The sequence below is a fragment of the Roseibium sp. AWQ4_254 genome, from assembly GCF_056161025.1.
In genome coordinates this window covers 152,073-169,618 of sequence record NZ_JBSWYH010000004.1, presented here as the reverse complement: position 1 = coordinate 169,618, position 17,546 = coordinate 152,073, and the positions used below count along the sequence as shown (strand labels likewise).

The window sequence follows — 17,546 nt, the reverse complement described above, 5'->3', positions numbered from 1 at the left end:
TATGTCTGCTTTTGTTGCGAGCAGCTTTATCAATCACGCAGCGCGGCGGAAAGACAGGCTCATGCCACCACCGGACCGGTTGCGGCGGCGTTCTTCCGGCGGAATGTAGACAATTGCGCTGTGTTCTTCGCAATAGGATACGCCCGCTTCAACACGGGTGTTGCACGGGAACGTATAGTTTCCAGCGTCACCTTCAGCCCATTTGCAGCAGCCCGGGCGCGGGAGGGACAAGTCAGCCATCTTGTTTTCCTTCTCAGTCAAGCAGCAAAAGCGCTCGAGCATCCTCTGGAGGGGAGGATCCGAACAGCTTTCGACAGAAATCGGATATTACAGCGCCCCGGACTGCGTCCGGTGGTTGACCCGGTCAAGGGCTCCTCAGTAAGCGCAGGATTTAAATAAGCGGGGTGTCACAAAATTGCAATAGAATACCTGACATTTCCGTCCTGCACTCAGTGCATACCGGGTTAATCGGGCGTTAAAGCGTCGTGCGCCGGTAGGGGGAAACCACTTTGTCTTTTGAGGTGAGTTCTGTTCTCTCAAGAAGTTATCCGGGTGTGCCGCGGTCCTTGAAATGCCCACCAGCCGCTTCCAGGGCTTGAGGTGTATCCAGATCAAGCCGGGCCGCCGGGCCAATTTCAACTTCGGTCACGAAGCCTGGATTGCCGGCAATGACATGCCGTGCCCCCACATCTCCGCTCAAACTGCGCAAGGCGTCGAAAAAGCGCCGGTCCCACAGAACGGGATTGCCGCGTTTGCCGTCCGCTGTCGCCGTTACGATCAGGTTATTGCCGCCCGCCCGGTAGGCGGCAATCAAAGCGGTCAGGTCTGAGGCCCGAATGCGAGGCATGTCCCCGAGCAGAATGAGAACGGCCTCCGTATCCGGTGCGATGGCCTTCATGCCGGTGGCGATGGACCCGGCCATGCCGTCCGCAAAATCGGGATTGCGTACACATAAAATACCGAGATCTGCGACATGCGCTTCCACCTCTTCGGCCAGGTGGCCCGAGACCAGGATGGTCTGGGAAAGCTCCGCGCCGCAGGCGGCTTCCGCCACATGGCGTATCAGCGGTTTGCCGTCCAGCTCAGCCAGCAGCTTGTTGGGCCCGCCCATGCGTGTCGACTGTCCGGCCGCCAGAAGAATGGCGGCGATTTTGGGCGGTGACGCCCCGGGGCGTTTGACCTCGCGCGGCTGCGGCCGGGTTCCGATTTCCATCAAAAGACCTCCAACGCCCATGGCGGTGATGTCGTCTGGACCGGTCTCGATACCGGCCAGAAGCCGGTCGAGTACCCAGTCGAAGCCATTTTCCTTCGGGCTTCTGGCACAGCCCGGCGCGCCAAGAACGGGCACACCGGCAAGGTCTGCCAGCATCAGCAGGTTACCCGGATCGACGGGCATGCCCAGATGGGTGACGGTGCCTCCGGCCAGATCGACTGCCGCGGGCAGAACATCGTGCCTGTCTACGACCGCCGAGGCGCCAAAAAGAATGAGACAGTCCGCCCCGTCCCGGATCAGCCGGCCCATAGCCGCGCTCACGGCTTCGCTCGCATGTGCCACTCTTTCTTCCTGAAGCACATGGCTGTTGCTGGCCCGGAGCCGGTCCTCCAGAACCCGCCGGGTCTTGTCCATGGTGCTGTGTTTCAGATGGGGCAGTTCGGTGGCGACAAGACCGACTTTCCGGCTGCGGAACGGCGCGATGCGGACGGCCTTTTGCAGGGCGGTCTCGGCCTGATGCAGGGCGGTGCCGGTCACGGCAAAGGAAATGATCTTTGCTGTGGCGACCATGCGGCCTGGCACCACCTTTGTGTGGTTCGCCAGCGTGGCAAAAGTAATCGCTGGGTCGACCCGGTTGGCCGCCGTGACAGCGTCTTCGTCAAGACACAAAAGGCCCGGCGTTGCCGCATAAAGGTTCAGGCGCCCGGTAAAGGCGGTATCGGCTTCAAGGCCTTCTCCCATGGCGGCTCTGCCCAGACGGGTGGCGGCGGCATCTTCATTGATATCGCCAGGGTCCAGCCGTGCGGCAATGACCGAGGTCTCTCCCTGGGCTGCCAGAAGACGGCAGTCTTGTGCGCTCAGCACATGCCCTTTTGTCAGCACCTTGCCGGCAAGCCGGGTTCTGTGAGCCAGCAGACAGCCTTCGGCGTCCTGAAGCGGAACAGCGCCGAATTTCATCCGGCCGTCTCCGGATCTCCCTGTCTCAGGGCCTTGAGGATGGCCGCCAGAACGGCGACGGCAATCTCGGCCGGAGACGCGGCGCCGATATCCAGTCCAATGGGGGCGTCAATGCGCTCAAACAGCGCCGGGTCGGCCCCTGCGGCAGCGAACCGCTCCAGCCGTTTGGAATGGGTCTTCCGGCTGCCCAGGGCGCCGACATAAAAACAGCCCGTCTTCAGGGCTTCCAGAAGCGGCGTGTCGTCGATCTTTGGGTCATGGGTGAGGGCGGCGACGGCGGTATAGGCGTCAAGCGGTGCTGCCTTCAGAACATCCTCCGGCCACTCGGCTTTCAGGTCCGTGCCCGGAAACCGGTCCGGCGTGGCAAAGGCGGTGCGCGGATCAACGACCGTGACATCGAGCCCGGCGATCCGGGCCATCGGCACCAGCGCCTGGCTGATATGCACAGCGCCGATGATCAGCAGCCGGGGGGCGGGCACGCTGACGGTTAGAAAGACGTTGCCGGCTGGAGTTTCCACCAGACCGGATTTGCCCGACCGGAACCGTTTTTCAAATTCTGCGGCAAGCGGGTGGGCAGAATAGTCATCGGCGGCGCGCACCAGTTCCTGCGTGCCGTCATCCAGCCGGGTGACCAGCAGGGCGGCCCGGCGGGCCTGCCGCTCCGTGTTCAGGGCTTCAAGACGCGAAAGATCCATGGTGTCAGGCTTTGTCCGTCGCCAGCTTGAGCCCAAGCCCGACCAGAAGGGACCCGCCGATCCAACGGCCCAGATCCTGGAACCTTGAGGTTGAGGTGATACGCTTCTTGACCTCGGAGGCAAACAGCACGGTGATGATATCGGCTGAGGCAAAGGCGCAATTGACGATCGTGCCCAGGACTAGGAATTGCGCCCAGATCGGCAGTCCAACTTCGGGGGAGACAAACTGGGGCAGGAAGGCGATGAAGAAGATCGCGGCCTTGGGATTGAGAACCTCCACAAGGATACTGTCGACAAAGGCTCTGCGGCCGGACTTCTGCGGCAGTTCGGGAAGCGGCGCTGCTGTGAGACGGGTGCGGATCATTCGCCCGCCCAGATAGATCAGATAGAGTCCACCCACCAGCTTCAGGGCCACATAGAGCGCCGGCACGAGCGCGAAGAGGGCAGAAAGGCCAAACGCGGCTGCCAGGACATGGGCATAACACCCCAGATGGATGCCAGCGGCGGCCATGAAGCCAGCCCGCCTGCCCCGGGAAATTGTCTGCGCGGCGGTGTAGAGCACTGCGGGACCGGGCATATAGGCGAAAAGGGCGGTTGCTGCGAGAAAGGCAAGGAAGGTTTCAAGCGAATACATCAGCTATGTCTCTCATCAAACAACGGGTTCAACATAGACACGGATCCGGCCGCCACAGGAGAGTCCCACGCGCCAGGCCGTTTCATCGGCGACACCGAATTCCAGCGTTGCCGGGCGTCCCGTTTCGATGACATCGATGGCCTCGGCCACCACAGCCCCTTCCACGCATCCGCCTGACACGGAGCCTTCAAACTGGCCGTCCGCGTCAATCACCAGATGGGAGCCGACCGGCCGGGGGGCAGAGCCCCAGGTCTCAATCACTGTAGCCAGCGCAACCTTGCGTCCCGCCCGGCTCCAGTTTTGGGTCGTGGTCAGTACATCGGTGATGCCGTCGGGACCTTGCCCGGATGCGGCAAGGTGAGGGCTGTCGGTTGTTGTCATATGTTTGGTCCTCCCAAAAGGGTTTTTCCCACGCGAACGTGGCAGACGCCGGTTCAACTATAGATTTTTCTGGGGCAGAGAAAAGCTTTTCTCAAACAGAAACGGCGCCCGGGGGGCGGGCGCCGTTTCAAAACGTGAATGTGAGATTGCTATGAGCCGGTTACTCGGCAGCGCTGCGCAAGGAGGGGGCTGCGCTCAGAACGGCTCCGTCCACATGGGCTTCGAAGGTCTCGAAATTGTCGACGAACATCTGTACCAGCTTGGCAGCCTGTGCATCATAGGCCGCCTTGTCCGCCCAGGTGTCCCGCGGGGTCAGGATGGCAGTGTCCACGCCCGGCACGGCGACCGGAACCTCAAACCCGAAATTCGGGTCGGTGCGGAACTCCGCATCGCTCAGCGCGCCGGACAGGGCCGCCTGAAGCAGGGTGCGGGTCGCCTTGATCGGCATGCGGTGCCCGGTGCCATGGGCGCCGCCGGTCCAGCCGGTGTTAACCAGCCAGCAATCCACATTATGCTTGGCGATCAGGTCCTTCAGCAGGTTGCCGTATTCGGACGGGTGGCGCGGCAGAAACGGCGCGCCGAAGCAGGTGGAGAAGGTGGCCTGCGGCTCGGTCACGCCCTTTTCGGTTCCGGCCACCTTGGCCGTATAGCCGGAGAGGAAGTGGTACATGGCCTGGGCCGGGGTCAGCCGTGCCAGCGGTGGCATCACACCGAAGGCATCGGCCGTCAGCATGATGATTGTCTTCGGCATCGGCGCGCAGCCGGTGGCACTGGCATTGGAAATGAAGTGAATCGGGTAGGCCGCCCGAGTGTTTTCCGTCTTCGAGCCGTCATCGAAATCTGGCACTCGTCTGTCGTCCAGAACGACGTTTTCCAGCACAGTCCCGAAGCGCTGGGTGGTCGCGTAGATTTCCGGTTCCGCGTCGGCCGAAAGTTTGATGGTTTTGGCATAGCAGCCGCCTTCGAAGTTGAAGACACCTCGTTCGCTCCAGCCATGCTCGTCGTCGCCGATCAGCGTGCGTGCAGGGTCGGCGGAGAGCGTTGTCTTGCCGGTGCCTGACAGGCCGAAGAACACGGCCGTGTCTCCCTCATGTCCCACATTGGCGGAACAATGCATGGACATGATGCCCTTGGCAGGCAGCAGGTGGTTGAGCATCGTGAAGACCGATTTCTTCATCTCGCCCGCATAGGACGTGCCGCCTATCAGGACGATCTTGCGGGTCAGGTCGCAGGCAATAACCGTTTCGGAGCGGCAGCCGTGGCGCGCCGGATCTGCCTTGAAGCTCGGCAGGTCAACAATGGTCATGTCCGGTGCGAACCCGGCCAACTCGCTGGCGTCCGGGCGCAGCAGCAGATTGCGGATGAACAGCGAGTGCCAGGCAAATTCTGTATAGACCCGCACAGGCAGGCGGTGAACCGGATCGGCACCTCCGTAAAGATCCTGGGCGAACAGCTCCATGCCGTCCGCGTGTGCCAGGAAATCCGACAGCAACAGATCGAACTGCTCTTTGGACATCTGGGCATTGTTGTCCCACCAGACCGTATCTTTGGTCTCGTCATCCAGAACAACAAACTTGTCTTTCGGGGACCGGCCGGTGTGGATGCCGGTCTCGGCGACGAGAGCGCCGCCGGCTGCCAGCCGGGTTTCGCCGCGGGAGAGGGAATACTCATAAAGAGCAGGCTCGTACTGGTTCCAATAGAGCGCCTTCAGGCCTTTGAAGCCGAAGAGTTCACTGCCTTGGGCTAGGTTCCTGATGCCTGTTTCTTTCATCTTCCCGCATTCCTCGTGATGGGAGCTTTTCCATGCCGGACCCTGGATCGAAACGCGTCGATCCGGCTTTGAGGGCTGCGAAGCTAGTGGATTGACTTCACGGCAGCAAGACTCGCCGAGGGGCTATGTCTTTGTTTAATCGATTAAAATACTTGGCAAATCCGCCGATGATTAATTTGAGCGGCGAAGTAAAAAACGAAACCTTCGGATCGGTCGATGTATTGCTCAAGGTGAAAGAAAGCGCGTTTAAAACGAAGATAAGCTCACATCCTCAGCAGCGATGGCGCGGCCGCAAGCAGTTTGGAAACCGTACAAAGAGAAACCGATGGTTGCTGAAAGAGAAACTGCCTGCCGCTATTGCATTTCCCTTGCCGCCGCCCCATCAACGCAGACTTCAGGGCCTCATTTGGGGCCAGGAAGCGTGTCTTCGGGCCGTCTGCCTTAATTTATGCGCATTTAGCGGGCCAAAGGCTCTATGTTACAGTAAGACCGGTGCCAAAGCATCGTGGACTGCCGAAAATGGATAAATAGAGAATGCCGACAATTGCTCTGGTCGATGACGACCGCAACATTTTGACTTCGGTGTCAATTGCTCTGGAAACGGAAGGCTACCGGGTTCAAACCTATACGGACGGAACCTCCGCGCTGGACGGGTTGCAAAGTGACCCGCCTCAACTGGCCATTTTCGATATCAAGATGCCGCGCATGGACGGCATGGAGCTGCTGCGGCGACTGCGCCAGAACTCCGACTTGCCGGTGATCTTCCTGACTTCCAAGGACGATGAGATCGACGAGCTGTTCGGCCTGAAAATGGGTGCGGACGATTTCATTCGCAAACCCTTTTCCCAGCGTCTTCTGGTGGAACGTGTGCGCGCGGTGCTGCGCCGCGCCCAGCCCAAGGATGCCAGCGCGCCGCGCGAGGATGCGGACAAGTTGCTGGAGCGGGGCCAGCTGGTCATGGACCAGGAACGGCACACTTGCACCTGGAACAACAAGCCGGTCACCCTGACCGTCACCGAATTCCTGATCCTGTCCGCGCTGGCCCAGCGTCCGGGCGTGGTCAAAAGCCGCAACGCGCTGATGGATGCGGCCTATGATGACCAGGTCTATGTGGACGACCGGACCATCGACAGCCACATCAAACGCCTCCGGAAAAAGTTCAAGGTTGTTGACGACGACTTCGACATGATCGAAACACTCTATGGTGTGGGCTACCGCTTCCGGGAAGTCTGATCCAACCCAAGGCCCGTTTGGGCGCATTGGAGATGCAGGTTGTGCGAACAGAGGCGAGAGACGGCGGTCAGAAGGGCAACGGGCGTATCGGTGATAGGCTCAAGCTTCTTTTGGCGGCGGCCCGAACCGTCTGGTCTTGCGCAAGATGCATCCCCTGCGCCAATACGGCCTAGAGACAGCATTTAGATGGCGGTTGACAGCGAGAATGCCGAAACAGGTGCGGGCTCTGATCCGTTAAACGGGTCTGAGAAGTCCCGGCTGCGACGTCTCGGCAACAAGCGGATCCGCCGCCGGCTTCTTAATCAGCTCGGCCGCCTGTTCGGCACCTATGTGCTGTCGTCCCTGACCCGGCGGATCATTGCCATCAATCTGGTTGGCCTGCTCGCCCTGGTGATCGGCATTCTCTATCTCAACCAGTTCCGGGCCGGGCTGATCGACGCCAGGGTTCAGAGCCTGCTGACTCAGGGCGAAATCATTGCCGGGGCCATCGCCGCCTCCGCGACCGTGGACACCGGCACCATCACGATTGATCCGGAGCGCCTGTTGCAGCTTCAGGCCGGGGAAAGCATCACCCCGACGGCCGAGGATCTCGACAGTCTGGATTTCCCGATCAATCCGGAGCGGGTGGGGCCCGTCCTCCGGCGCCTGATTTCGCCCACCAAGACCCGGGCGCGGATCTATGATCCGGAGGGCATTCTCATCCTGGATTCACGCCACCTTTATTCCAGCGCGCAGATCCTGCGCTTCGATCTGCCGCCGCCGTCCGGCGAGGAGACCGGGTTCTGGGACACGGCCTGGCAATGGGTCAAGCGCTGGCTTCAGCAGGGCGATCTGCCGCTGTACCAGGAAGTGGGCGGGGGCGACGGGCGCACCTATCCGGAAGTGGAAGCCGCTCTGTCCGGCTCTCCGGCCAGCGTGACCCGGATTTCCCAGCGCGGTGAACTGATTGTGTCCGTTGCCGTGCCGATCCAGCGGTTCCGTGCGGTTCTGGGCACGTTGCTGTTGTCGACCCAGGGCGGCGATATCGATGCCATCGTGCGTGCGGAGCGCATCGCGATTATCCGGGTCTTCCTGTTTGCCGCAACAGTGGTGGTGCTTCTGTCGATCCTGCTGGCTGGCACCATTGCAGGGCCGGTGCGCCGGCTGTCTTCGGCTGCAGACCGGGTGCGGCGCGGGTCCAATTCCCGCCAGGAGATCCCGGACTTCTCGGACCGGCAGGACGAGATTGGCCATCTGGCCCGGGCGTTCCGGGAAATGACCAACACGCTCTATAACAAGATCGACGCCATTGAACGCTTTGCCGCCGATGTGGCTCATGAACTCAAGAACCCATTGACCTCCCTGCGCAGCGCGGTGGAAACCCTGCCACTGGCAAAGACCGCGGAATCCCAGGGACGGCTGATGGAGGTGATCCAGCATGATGTGCGCCGTCTGGACCGGTTGATCAGCGACATTTCCGACGCCTCCCGTCTGGATGCGGAATTGGCGCGCATTCAGGCCGAAACCATCGACCTGGCCGAGCTGCTGCGCAACATGGGCGATGCGGTCAACCAGCGCACTGGGATCGATGATCCCAAGGTGAAGCTGACCGTGGCCGATGCTCAAGGGCCCAAACCCTATGTGGTTCAGGGGCATGACATCCGGCTGGGCCAGGTGATCTCCAATCTTCTCGACAATGCCCGCTCCTTCTCGCCCCAGGGCGGCACTGTGCGTGTGGATCTGGCGCGTGAAAACCGGCGCATCCGCATCGTTGTGGATGATGATGGCCCGGGCATCCGGGCGGAAAACACCGAACGGATCTTCGAACGGTTCTATACCGACCGTCCGGACGGCGAAGGCTTCGGCAACAATTCCGGCCTTGGCCTGTCTATTTCGCGACAGATTATTGAAGCTCATGGCGGTACGATCTCCGCCACCAACCGCAAGGAACAGGGACCGGACGGAACCATCAAAACCGCAGGTGCCCGCTTTACGATCCTGCTTCCGGCCGGGTCTGCCAAGTGACGGGCGGCAGCGGGAGCAGCGAGGCCGGGAGCGGGATTGGGGCCAGCGAAGCCCTCCATGCCAATTGCCTTGTGATTGGAACCGCGGGGCTTCTTGTGCGCGGCCGGTCCGGCAGCGGTAAATCCGGTTTCAGTGACCATCTGATCGAGGCGGCCCGCACCAGGGGCAGCTATGCAAATCTGGTGTCCGACGACCGGGTGCATCTGGCCGCAGAGGATGGGCGGCTGATTGCCCGTCCGCCCAAGTCCATTTCGGGTCTTTTGGAAGTGCGCGGCGCGGGATTGATGCGCACCGGCTATCAGCCTGTGGCGGTGATCACCCTGCTGGTGGATCTGGAACCAGCCGAAACGCTGGAGCGTTTGCCCGAGCGGGCCTTTGCCCCCAAAAAAGTCGGAGATGTGCTGGTGCCTTCGATTTCGTGCCCGGAAAACCGGCCGGACACCGGACTGCGCCTCGTCCGCTGGGCGTTGCGTAGTGTTCTGGCTGGGACACCCGACTATATTTAGAGCATAGCGGTCGTTTTTTGCTTGCAACTGGTCAAACGGTTGCAGAGAGTGCATCAGACTGATAAACGCCCGGATCCGCCCAGAGCCAATACACACGATAGTCAGGCTGAAGACTGAATGATCGGACTAGTTCTCGTTACGCATGGACGCCTCGCTGAAGAATTCAAAGCGGCGCTGGAGCATGTGGTCGGTCCCCAGGAACAGGTTGAAACCATCTGCATCGGACCGGATGACGATATGGAGCAGCGGCGTCAGGACATTCTGTCCGCGGTGGAGGCTGCAAACTCGGGCAAGGGCGTTGTCCTTTTAACGGACATGTTCGGGGGCACCCCCTCCAATCTCGCCATTTCGGTGATGGACGGAAAATCCGTGGAAGTGGTGGCCGGGGTCAACTTGCCGATGCTGATTAAGCTGGCCAGCGTACGCGGCGACCGGCAGCTGACGGATGCGGTCGATGAGGCCCGGCAGGCCGGCCAGAAGTACATATCCGTGGCGAGCCAGGTGCTGTCGGGGCAGAACTGATCACGGATATGACGGCGACCCATCTATTTGAGAAGGACCTGACCATTGTCAACCGCCGGGGGCTGCATGCCCGCGCCTCGGCCAAACTGGTCAAACTCGTCGAAACATTTCAAGCGGACGTGACCGTCTCCAAGGACGGCCAGACCGTCGGCGGCACGTCGATCATGGGGTTGATGATGCTGGCCGCGAGTCCGGGCTGCTGCATCAAGGTTCAGGTCAGCGGCGAGGAAGCGCAGGCGGCCCTGGACGCAATAACGGATCTTGTCGAAAACGGGTTCGGCGAAACCGACTGAGGCCAGCTTTCCCTCAAGGGGCCTGCCTGCAGCGCTGGGGGCACTTGAGACGGGCCAGGCGCGATTCGGGCCGGCTTCCGGGTTCAGTGGGGGATTTTCATGGCTGGCCAGTCTGGTGACCGTACGTTTTCTGCCGCGCATGCGGCCCTGTCCCATTTGCATCAGGGCCTGGATCTTCAATTTGCCTTTGAATTGTGGGACGGGACCCGCATTCCGCAGGACAGTCCTGCTGAGGGTCTGCGGCTTGCCCTGTCCGCCTCCGCGCTCACCCGGCTGCTGAGACGCCCATCGCTCAAGACGGTCATCGAGTTGTATTCCACCGGTGACATTGACCCCAGGGGGGGCAGTATTTTCGATTTTGCGGAAAAGCGGCCGAAGCTCAAAAGCCGCGAGATCCGCAAGCGTTTGAACAAATGGCTGCTTCTGAAGAGCGCCTGGCCGCTTCTGCGGGGGGCCGGTAAAGGCTTGGCGGGGCCTGAACAGGGTCTGGACGCGGGCAGGGCGGCGGACCGCAGTTCGGGGAGCCGCAAGGCTGACATCGCGTTTCACTATGATGTCTCCAACGCGTTCTACCGGCTCTTTCTTGATCCGGAAATGGTCTATACCTGCGCTTATTTCCGGGACTGGTCCAACGATCTGGCCACCGCCCAGCAAGACAAGCTGGATATGATCTGCCGCAAGCTGCGGCTCAAGCCCGGCGATCGCATGCTCGATATCGGCTGCGGCTGGGGCGCGCTCATCTGCCATGCAGCCGAACATTACGGGGTGAGCGCCGTTGGCGTGACCTTGGCCGAAGAACAGCTTAAGCTCGCCCGCGAGCGGATCGCGGCGCGGGGGCTGGAGGGCAAGGCCTCGGTGGAACTGATCGACTACCGGGACATGACCGGCCAGTTCGACAAGATTTCCTCCATCGGCATGTTCGAAGCCGTCGGGCTGGACAATTACGATAATTATTTCCAGAGCGTTCACCGGCTCTTGAAGCCGCGCGGCCTTTATCTGCACCACGCCATCACCCGGCGGGGCAAGAAGGATCTGACGGCGTTCCGGCGCAAGAAGCCGGAATATCAGGCACTCGTGCGCTACATTTTCCCGGGCGGGGAAGTCGACCATATTGGCTGGACCCTGACAAATCTGGAGGCCCACGGCTTTGAAGTGCATGACGTTGAAGCCTGGCGGGAGCACTACGCCCGCACCACCCGGCTTTGGGCGGAGAACCTGACAGCGGTCCGGGACGACGCCATCGCCGAGATCGGCGAGCAGAAATATCGGCTCTGGCTTGCATATCTTTGCGGTGTTTCCCTCGGCTTTGAACGGGGCTCCATCGGGATTTTCCAGACGGTTGCCTCAAGGCGCACCAAGGGCCCATCCGGAATGCCTCCCTCGCGCGAGGACCTTTACCGGCCCGGGAACGGCGAGCGCACAGTCAGTCTCGATTAATCATATAAAGAATTCTTTATATCTTTATTGCGTTAAGTCGCGCCGGGGGCTATAACCCTGCCAACGGTTTCCGGCCTTGCCGGAATCGGCTGGCGGCCGCCCCGAATGCGCGTGCACTGGCATGCGGAAGGGCGGCGGCATCCTTCAGGGCCGGCAGTGGCCCGGACCCGATTTAACGCTGGACCAACAGCAGGACACTTCAATGACCGACTATATCGTCAAAGACATCGCGCTCGCAGACTGGGGCCGCACCGAGATCGAAATCGCCGAGCACGAAATGCCGGGCCTCATGGCCTGCCGTGCCGAATTCGGCGATGCCAAGCCGCTCACGGGCGCGCGGATCGCCGGCTCGCTCCACATGACCATCCAGACCGCCGTCCTGATCGAAACGCTGGTGGCGCTCGGAGCCGAAGTCCGCTGGGCTTCCTGCAACATCTTCTCCACCCAGGATCAGGCGGCAGCTGCCATTGCTGCTGCGGGTATTCCGGTTTTCGCCGTTAAGGGGGAGACCCTGGAAGAATATTGGGACTATGCCGACAAGATCTTTGATTTTGACGGTGGCGCCAACATGATCCTGGACGATGGTGGCGATGCGACGCTCTATATTCTCATGGGCGCCCGCGTGGAAGCCGGGGAAACCGGCCTGATCGAAAACCCGCAGTCGGAAGAAGAAGAATGCCTGTTTGCGCAGATCAAGAAGCGCATGGCATCCCATCCGGGCTGGTTCACCAAGCAGCGTGATCTGATCCAGGGCGTTTCGGAAGAGACCACCACCGGTGTTCTGCGTCTTTATGAAATGCAGAAAAACGGCCAGCTGCCGTTCCCGGCCATCAACGTCAATGACAGCGTGACCAAGTCCAAATTCGACAACCGCTATGGCTGCCGCGAATCCCTGGTTGACGGCATCCGCCGCGGTACCGACGTGATGATGTCCGGCAAGGTGGCCGTTGTCTGCGGCTATGGGGATGTGGGCAAGGGCTCTGCCCAGTCGCTTGCCGGGTCCGGCGCCCGGGTGATTGTCACCGAGATCGATCCGATCTGCGCTCTGCAGGCCTCTATGGACGGGTTCGAGGTCAAGACCATCGAAGAGGCACTTCCGGAAGGCGATATCTACGTCACGGCCACCGGCAACAAGGACATCATCACCCTGGACCACATGCGCGGCATGAAGGACATGGCGATTGTCTGTAACATCGGCCATTTCGACAACGAGATCCAGGTCGCGTCGCTGAAGAACTTCAAATGGCGCCCGGTCAAGGATCAGGTCGACATGATCGAATTCCCCGATGGCAAGCGGATGATCCTTCTGTCCCAGGGCCGTCTTGTGAACCTGGGCAACGCCACCGGACACCCGAGCTTCGTGATGTCCGCCAGCTTCACCAACCAGGTTCTGGCGCAAATCGAACTCTACACCAAGGGCGATGCCTACAAGAACGAAGTCTATGTGCTGCCCAAGCATCTTGACGAGAAGGTTGCCCGCCTCCACCTGGAAAAACTCGGTGTGACGTTAACCGAATTGACCGACGCCCAATCCGATTATCTGGGGATTAATAAGGCCGGTCCGTTTAAGGCGGAACACTACAAATACTGATCTTTCTGATTCGGGTCACTACATCTGGTGATGGCCCGGAACGCCACATGTGAACAAAAAAATGCAGAACCCTTCAATTTGAAGGGTTCTGTTAACTTTTCGGTTACGGACTCTTCTGCGTGATTCTCAAAAAGGTTATGGTTTAAGCGAATCAAGGGCCAGAAGGCGGATGTCTTTGATTTGCTCCCGAAATCCGGGGGTTCTCCCGCATAGCGGGGAAGGCGGCACAAGGGGATCGTAACATGCCGATAGGCGGCAAGAACGGCGCGCAAAATAGCGCGGCGTGGCGAGAATGGAGTCTGAAAACGGTGACGCTCGGCAGCGCCTCAATGGCGAGCTATGGGCTGTCGGCCGGTCCGGCTTTTGCCAATATTCTTGCAGACACCACAGAGGCCATCAATCCGGGTGCCATGATCCTTGTGGGCGCGATGGGCGGTATGTGCGCCTTTGCAGTGACCGCAGCCGTTGCGCTATTAAGGCACCGCAAGCAATCATCCCAAATCACTGTCGCTCTGGAAAAGGAAAAAAGCGATCTGAAACTCCGGGTCGACCGCCTGGAGGCTATGCTCAACACCGATGAGCAGCGCGTGATCGTGTGGACCGGAAACGGAGCCGTGCCCCAGATCTGGGGCGTTCTGGCGGAAAAGTCCGGCGTGCCGCGCCCGCCTGCCCAGCTTCTGGCCTTTGGCAGCTGGCTGACGGTGAAATGCGCCGGGGATCTGGAACGGCATCTGGATATGCTGTTCCGCACCGGTGAGGCCTTTACCGCGACATTCAAAACCCGTGCGGGCACCTATGTGGAAGCTCTGGGGCGCACCACAGGCGGCGCCGTCGTGCTGCGGCTGAGGGACCTGACCGGCGAGCGCCAGATGCAGGCCGAGCTTGCAGCCCGCAATGCGCGGATTTCCGGCGAATTGCATATGCTTCATGCCTTGCTCGATGCCATGCCGGCCCCGGCCTGGCAGCGGGATGCGGAGGGCAATCTGACCTGGGCCAATGCGGCCTATGCGGAGGCGGTGGAGCTTGGCGATGCGGAAAGCGCCGTCAAGACCGGTGCGACCTTCCTGGACGCGGCGGCACGCACCGCCATGGCCGTGCAGCGGACCGAGGATGGCTGTTTCAGCGCCAGAATTCCGATTGTGGCCTCCGGCGACCGCCGGGTCTTCGAGGTGACCGATGTCAACGCGAGTGTCGGCGGCGCCGGCATTGCCGTTGATATCAGCGACCTGGAACAGGCCCGCAAGGAACTGGGCCGCGCCGAAGATTTCCATGGCCGCACCCTGGACCAGCTGGCCGCCGCCGTGGCGATCTATGGCAGCGATCGCAAGCTTCAGTTTCACAATGCGGCCTTCCGACAGCTTTGGGACCTTGACGATGCGTTCCTGGGGGGCAGGCCGGAAGATGGCGCCGTGCTCGACGCTCTGCGGGCCGCGCGCAAACTGCCCGAACAGGCCGATTACAGGGTCTGGCGCAACAAGATGCTGGAAAGCTACCAGTCCCTGGAAGCCCGCGAAAGCTGGTGGCATCTTCCGGACGGGCGGACCTTGCGCGTCATTGCCAATCCGCACCCCCAGGGCGGCGTGACCTATATTTACGAGAACTTCACCGAGCGCCTCGACCTGGAAAGCCGCTACAACGCGCTGGCACGGGTGCAGGGCGAAACTCTCGACAATCTGTCGGAAGCCGTGGCCGTGTTCGGGTCCGATGGCCGCCTGCGCCTGTGGAACCCGGCCTTCGGCAAGATCTGGAACATCGAGGAAGAGCAGCTTGCCGAACTGCCCCATGTGAACGAAGTTGTCTCTGCCTGCACGCTCAGCGAACAGGAAGAAGACGCCTGGAAGAAGCTGGCGGGCAATGTCACCGGCCTGCTCGACAACCGCACCCACAAGGTCAGCCGCCTGGAACGGCACAATGGTGATGTGCTCGACTATGCCACCGTGCCCCTGCCTGATGGTGGCACGCTGGTCACCTTTGTGGACGTGAGCGACAGCGTGAATGTAGAGCGCGCACTTCTGGAAAAGAACGAGGCGCTGCAGCAGGCCGACCAGATCAAGAACGCCTTCATCCAGCATGTGTCCTACGAGCTGCGCTCGCCCTTGACCAACATCATCGGTTTTGCCCAGTTGCTCTCGGATCCGAAATTCGGTGATCTGACGGACAAGCAGGGCGAATACGCGGAATACATCCAGTCGTCCTCGTCGGCGCTTCTGGCCATCATCAACGACATTCTCGATCTGGCGACCCTGGATGCGGGCATCATGGAACTGGACCTGGGCGAAGTCGATGTGGCCTCCACAGTCTCGGCGGCGGTCGAGGGCCTGAAAGACCGGATCGCAGATGCCAAGATCACGCTGCGCACCCATGTGCCCGAAGATATCGGGAATATGGTGGCCGACGAGAAGCGGTTGCGTCAGGTACTGTTCAACCTGATTTCCAACGCCGTGCGGTATTCAGAAGAAAACGGCGTCGTCGATGTCAGCTGCAACCGGAATGACGGCCAGGTTGCCTTCGTGGTGCAGGATCATGGCTACGGCATCCCGGCGGAAATCCTGACCCAGGTTTTCAACCGCTTTGTCGGCCATGACACGGGCACACGGCGCCAGGGCGCGGGCCTGGGCCTCGCGATCGTCAAGAGCTTTGTCGAGCTCCATGGCGGCACCGTCGAAATCGATTCGGTTGAAGGCAAGGGCACTACAGTTACTTGCGTCTTTCCTGCGCGCCCGGAGCAGCCCGGTCAGGTGGCCGCTGAATAACGGACCCGCCCATGGCAGACCACCGGCTGCGGCAGCTTCCAGCCTCTTTCCTGACACGGAATCTTCCCGACGAGGGCGCTACGGCCCGCCTGGCCGGGGACATTGCCATGATCCTCAAGCCGGGCGATACCGTGTGCCTGTCCGGAGATCTGGGCGCCGGAAAATCCACCTTCACCCGGGCGCTGATCCGGGCCTTTGCCGAAGAGCCGGAGCTGGAAGTGCCCAGCCCGACCTTCACACTGGTTCAGACCTATGCCTTGCCCCGCTGTGAACTCTCCCATTTCGACCTTTACCGGCTGGAAGAGCCGGAAGAGTTGGAAGAACTTGGTCTTGAGGACCTGCTGGAGACGGGCGCGGCGCTGATCGAGTGGCCGGAAAAGGCAGAGGCATTGCTGCCGGAGACCGTGCTTTGGATCCAGATCATCCAGCCGGATGCGGACAGCGAAGAGCGGGCCCTTGCGTTCGTTTCCTCCGATCAGGACTGGCAGACACGCGTCACCCGGACGCTGGAGATGCGGGATTTTCTGGAAACAGCAGGATTTGGTGGCGCATCCCGGGCCTATCTGGCTGGAGATGCGTCCTTACGGAGTTTCGAAACAGTGACTGGTGACGGGCGCACTGCCATTTTGATGAACTGGCCTTTCCGCGACGGGGCAGTCTCAGAAGAGGTCCGCACCTATATGGCAAAGGTTCATCTGGCACAGGATTGCCGTTCGGTTCTGGCGATCGGGTCCGAGCTGCGCAAACGGGGGTTCCGGGCGGCGGAGATCTATGCGGCGGCTCCGGACCAGGGGCTTGTCCTGTCTGAGGATCTGGGCCGGGAAACCGTTCTGGTGGATGGCAAGCCGGATCCGGACCGGTATCTGGCGGCGGTGGAGCTTCTGGCCAGGATGCATAGTGAAAGCTGGCCTGAACAGGTCAGCCTTCCCGGCGGCAGCGTCTATCCCGTTCCGGACTATTCCCAGGAGGCACTGATTGCAGAAGCCTCTCTGTTTCTGGACTGGTATGTGCCCCATGTGACCGGGGCGGACGCGACACAGGAGACGCGGCAGGCCTTTGAAAGCCTCTGGCAGCATGCTCTGGACGGGATCGCAGAGGCCCAGCAGGGCTGGGTCCTGCGGGACTTTCATTCTCCCAATCTTCTGTGGCAGCACGGCGCCAGCGGCCTTGACCGCATTGGCCTGATCGATCTGCAGGACACGGTAAGAGGGCCGGTGGCCTATGATGTCGCCGCCCTGTTGTTCGATGCGCGCACAGATGTGGATGCCGCACTGGAAACAAGGCTCTACGAGGCTTATCTGATGGCGAGGCAGAGAGAGCAAGGGCCCGATAGAGACCTGTTTGCGAAAGCCTACGGGGTCATGGCCGCCCAGAGAATTTCGAAGATCCTCGGCATCTTCGTGCGTCTGGCGAAGCGGGATAATAAGCCGGCTTATTTGAGCCATTTGCCGCGTATGCTAGGCTATCTCGACCGGGTGCTTGACAGGCCGGGAGTGACGGATTTGAAAGAAGGCTATGCACGCTTCCGGCGGTGAGATTTGATTGGCCGGGCGCAG

General features: G+C 60.9%; 16 protein-coding genes. 10 read left to right on the top strand and 6 right to left on the bottom strand.

Annotated elements, in window-relative coordinates:
- Positions 1-33: 33 nt before the first annotated feature.
- The 6 genes from ACXAIC_RS04680 to ACXAIC_RS04655 all read right to left on the bottom strand — a co-directional run bounded on the left by ACXAIC_RS04680 (position 34) and on the right by ACXAIC_RS04655 (position 5,651).
- Positions 34-240: a hypothetical protein gene (locus tag ACXAIC_RS04680; RefSeq protein ID WP_475174136.1), complete on the bottom strand. Its 207-nt coding sequence runs from the start codon at positions 238-240 to the stop codon at positions 34-36.
- Positions 241-544: 304 nt separating this feature from the next.
- On the bottom strand, positions 545-2,170 hold the full coding sequence (locus ACXAIC_RS04675; protein WP_475174135.1) for an NTP transferase domain-containing protein: 1,626 nt from the start codon (positions 2,168-2,170) through the stop codon (positions 545-547).
- Positions 2,167-2,865: an XdhC family protein gene (locus ACXAIC_RS04670; RefSeq protein WP_475174132.1), complete on the bottom strand. Its 699-nt coding sequence runs from the start codon at positions 2,863-2,865 to the stop codon at positions 2,167-2,169. The genes ACXAIC_RS04675 and ACXAIC_RS04670 overlap by 4 nt, the downstream gene beginning before the upstream one ends.
- A 4-nt stretch (positions 2,866-2,869) precedes the next feature.
- Positions 2,870-3,499 (bottom strand): LysE family translocator, encoded by a 630-nt coding sequence (locus tag ACXAIC_RS04665; RefSeq protein ID WP_475174129.1) that lies wholly within the window; start codon positions 3,497-3,499, stop codon positions 2,870-2,872.
- A 15-nt stretch (positions 3,500-3,514) separates the two neighbouring features.
- Complete coding sequence (locus tag ACXAIC_RS04660) at positions 3,515-3,880, bottom strand: XdhC family protein (protein WP_475174127.1); 366 nt, start codon at positions 3,878-3,880, stop codon at positions 3,515-3,517.
- Between the two features lie 160 nt (positions 3,881-4,040).
- On the bottom strand, positions 4,041-5,651 hold the full coding sequence (locus ACXAIC_RS04655) for a phosphoenolpyruvate carboxykinase (RefSeq protein ID WP_475174125.1): 1,611 nt from the start codon (positions 5,649-5,651) through the stop codon (positions 4,041-4,043).
- A gap of 125 nt (positions 5,652-5,776) precedes the next feature.
- Between ACXAIC_RS04655 and ACXAIC_RS04650 the strand changes: the two genes are divergently transcribed.
- The 10 genes from ACXAIC_RS04650 (at position 5,777) to tsaE (ending at position 17,525) form a co-directional block, all read left to right on the top strand.
- Complete coding sequence (locus ACXAIC_RS04650) at positions 5,777-6,178, top strand: hypothetical protein (RefSeq protein WP_475174124.1); 402 nt, start codon at positions 5,777-5,779, stop codon at positions 6,176-6,178.
- A gap of 7 nt (positions 6,179-6,185) precedes the next feature.
- Entirely contained in the window at positions 6,186-6,884 is a 699-nt protein-coding gene (locus ACXAIC_RS04645; RefSeq protein WP_029064229.1) for a response regulator transcription factor, read from the top strand.
- A gap of 186 nt (positions 6,885-7,070) precedes the next feature.
- Positions 7,071-8,888: a stimulus-sensing domain-containing protein gene (locus ACXAIC_RS04640; protein ID WP_475174121.1), complete on the top strand. Its 1,818-nt coding sequence runs from the start codon at positions 7,071-7,073 to the stop codon at positions 8,886-8,888.
- The gene (locus tag ACXAIC_RS04635; RefSeq protein WP_475174120.1) at positions 8,885-9,394 is read left to right on the top strand and encodes an HPr kinase/phosphorylase; all 510 of its coding nucleotides are present in this window, start codon (positions 8,885-8,887) and stop codon (positions 9,392-9,394) included. The genes ACXAIC_RS04640 and ACXAIC_RS04635 overlap by 4 nt, the downstream gene beginning before the upstream one ends.
- A 117-nt stretch (positions 9,395-9,511) precedes the next feature.
- Complete coding sequence (locus ACXAIC_RS04630) at positions 9,512-9,916, top strand: PTS sugar transporter subunit IIA (RefSeq protein ID WP_475174117.1); 405 nt, start codon at positions 9,512-9,514, stop codon at positions 9,914-9,916.
- A gap of 8 nt (positions 9,917-9,924) precedes the next feature.
- A complete protein-coding gene (locus tag ACXAIC_RS04625; protein WP_475174115.1) occupies positions 9,925-10,209 on the top strand; it encodes an HPr family phosphocarrier protein in 285 nt (94 codons plus the stop codon).
- 99 nt (positions 10,210-10,308) lie between these two features.
- Positions 10,309-11,646 (top strand): class I SAM-dependent methyltransferase, encoded by a 1,338-nt coding sequence (locus ACXAIC_RS04620; protein WP_475174114.1) that lies wholly within the window; start codon positions 10,309-10,311, stop codon positions 11,644-11,646.
- Positions 11,647-11,848: 202 nt separating this feature from the next.
- Complete coding sequence (gene ahcY / locus ACXAIC_RS04615; RefSeq protein WP_475174111.1) at positions 11,849-13,237, top strand: adenosylhomocysteinase; 1,389 nt, start codon at positions 11,849-11,851, stop codon at positions 13,235-13,237.
- 329 nt (positions 13,238-13,566) lie between these two features.
- Positions 13,567-15,990, top strand: a complete 2,424-nt coding sequence (locus tag ACXAIC_RS04610) for a PAS domain-containing sensor histidine kinase (RefSeq protein WP_475174110.1) — start codon at positions 13,567-13,569, stop codon at positions 15,988-15,990.
- 11 nt (positions 15,991-16,001) lie between these two features.
- Positions 16,002-17,525 carry a tRNA (adenosine(37)-N6)-threonylcarbamoyltransferase complex ATPase subunit type 1 TsaE gene (tsaE, locus tag ACXAIC_RS04605; protein ID WP_475174109.1) on the top strand — a complete coding sequence of 508 codons (1,524 nt, stop codon included), beginning with the start codon at positions 16,002-16,004 and terminating at the stop codon, positions 17,523-17,525.
- Positions 17,526-17,546: the final 21 nt, after the last annotated feature.

Coding starts and splice junctions, on each gene's coding strand:
- ACXAIC_RS04680 (WP_475174136.1), bottom strand. CDS start 240: ATGGCTGACTTGTCCCTCCCGCGCCCGGGCTGCTGCAAATGGGCTGAA.
- ACXAIC_RS04675 (WP_475174135.1), bottom strand. CDS start 2,170: ATGAAATTCGGCGCTGTTCCGCTTCAGGACGCCGAAGGCTGTCTGCTG.
- ACXAIC_RS04670 (WP_475174132.1), bottom strand. CDS start 2,865: ATGGATCTTTCGCGTCTTGAAGCCCTGAACACGGAGCGGCAGGCCCGC.
- ACXAIC_RS04665 (WP_475174129.1), bottom strand. CDS start 3,499: ATGTATTCGCTTGAAACCTTCCTTGCCTTTCTCGCAGCAACCGCCCTT.
- ACXAIC_RS04660 (WP_475174127.1), bottom strand. CDS start 3,880: ATGACAACAACCGACAGCCCTCACCTTGCCGCATCCGGGCAAGGTCCC.
- ACXAIC_RS04655 (WP_475174125.1), bottom strand. CDS start 5,651: ATGAAAGAAACAGGCATCAGGAACCTAGCCCAAGGCAGTGAACTCTTC.
- ACXAIC_RS04650 (WP_475174124.1), top strand. CDS start 5,777: ATGTCTTTGTTTAATCGATTAAAATACTTGGCAAATCCGCCGATGATT.
- ACXAIC_RS04645 (WP_029064229.1), top strand. CDS start 6,186: ATGCCGACAATTGCTCTGGTCGATGACGACCGCAACATTTTGACTTCG.
- ACXAIC_RS04640 (WP_475174121.1), top strand. CDS start 7,071: ATGGCGGTTGACAGCGAGAATGCCGAAACAGGTGCGGGCTCTGATCCG.
- ACXAIC_RS04630 (WP_475174117.1), top strand. CDS start 9,512: ATGATCGGACTAGTTCTCGTTACGCATGGACGCCTCGCTGAAGAATTC.
- ACXAIC_RS04625 (WP_475174115.1), top strand. CDS start 9,925: ATGACGGCGACCCATCTATTTGAGAAGGACCTGACCATTGTCAACCGC.
- ACXAIC_RS04620 (WP_475174114.1), top strand. CDS start 10,309: ATGGCTGGCCAGTCTGGTGACCGTACGTTTTCTGCCGCGCATGCGGCC.
- ahcY (WP_475174111.1), top strand. CDS start 11,849: ATGACCGACTATATCGTCAAAGACATCGCGCTCGCAGACTGGGGCCGC.
- ACXAIC_RS04610 (WP_475174110.1), top strand. CDS start 13,567: ATGGCGAGCTATGGGCTGTCGGCCGGTCCGGCTTTTGCCAATATTCTT.
- tsaE (WP_475174109.1), top strand. CDS start 16,002: ATGGCAGACCACCGGCTGCGGCAGCTTCCAGCCTCTTTCCTGACACGG.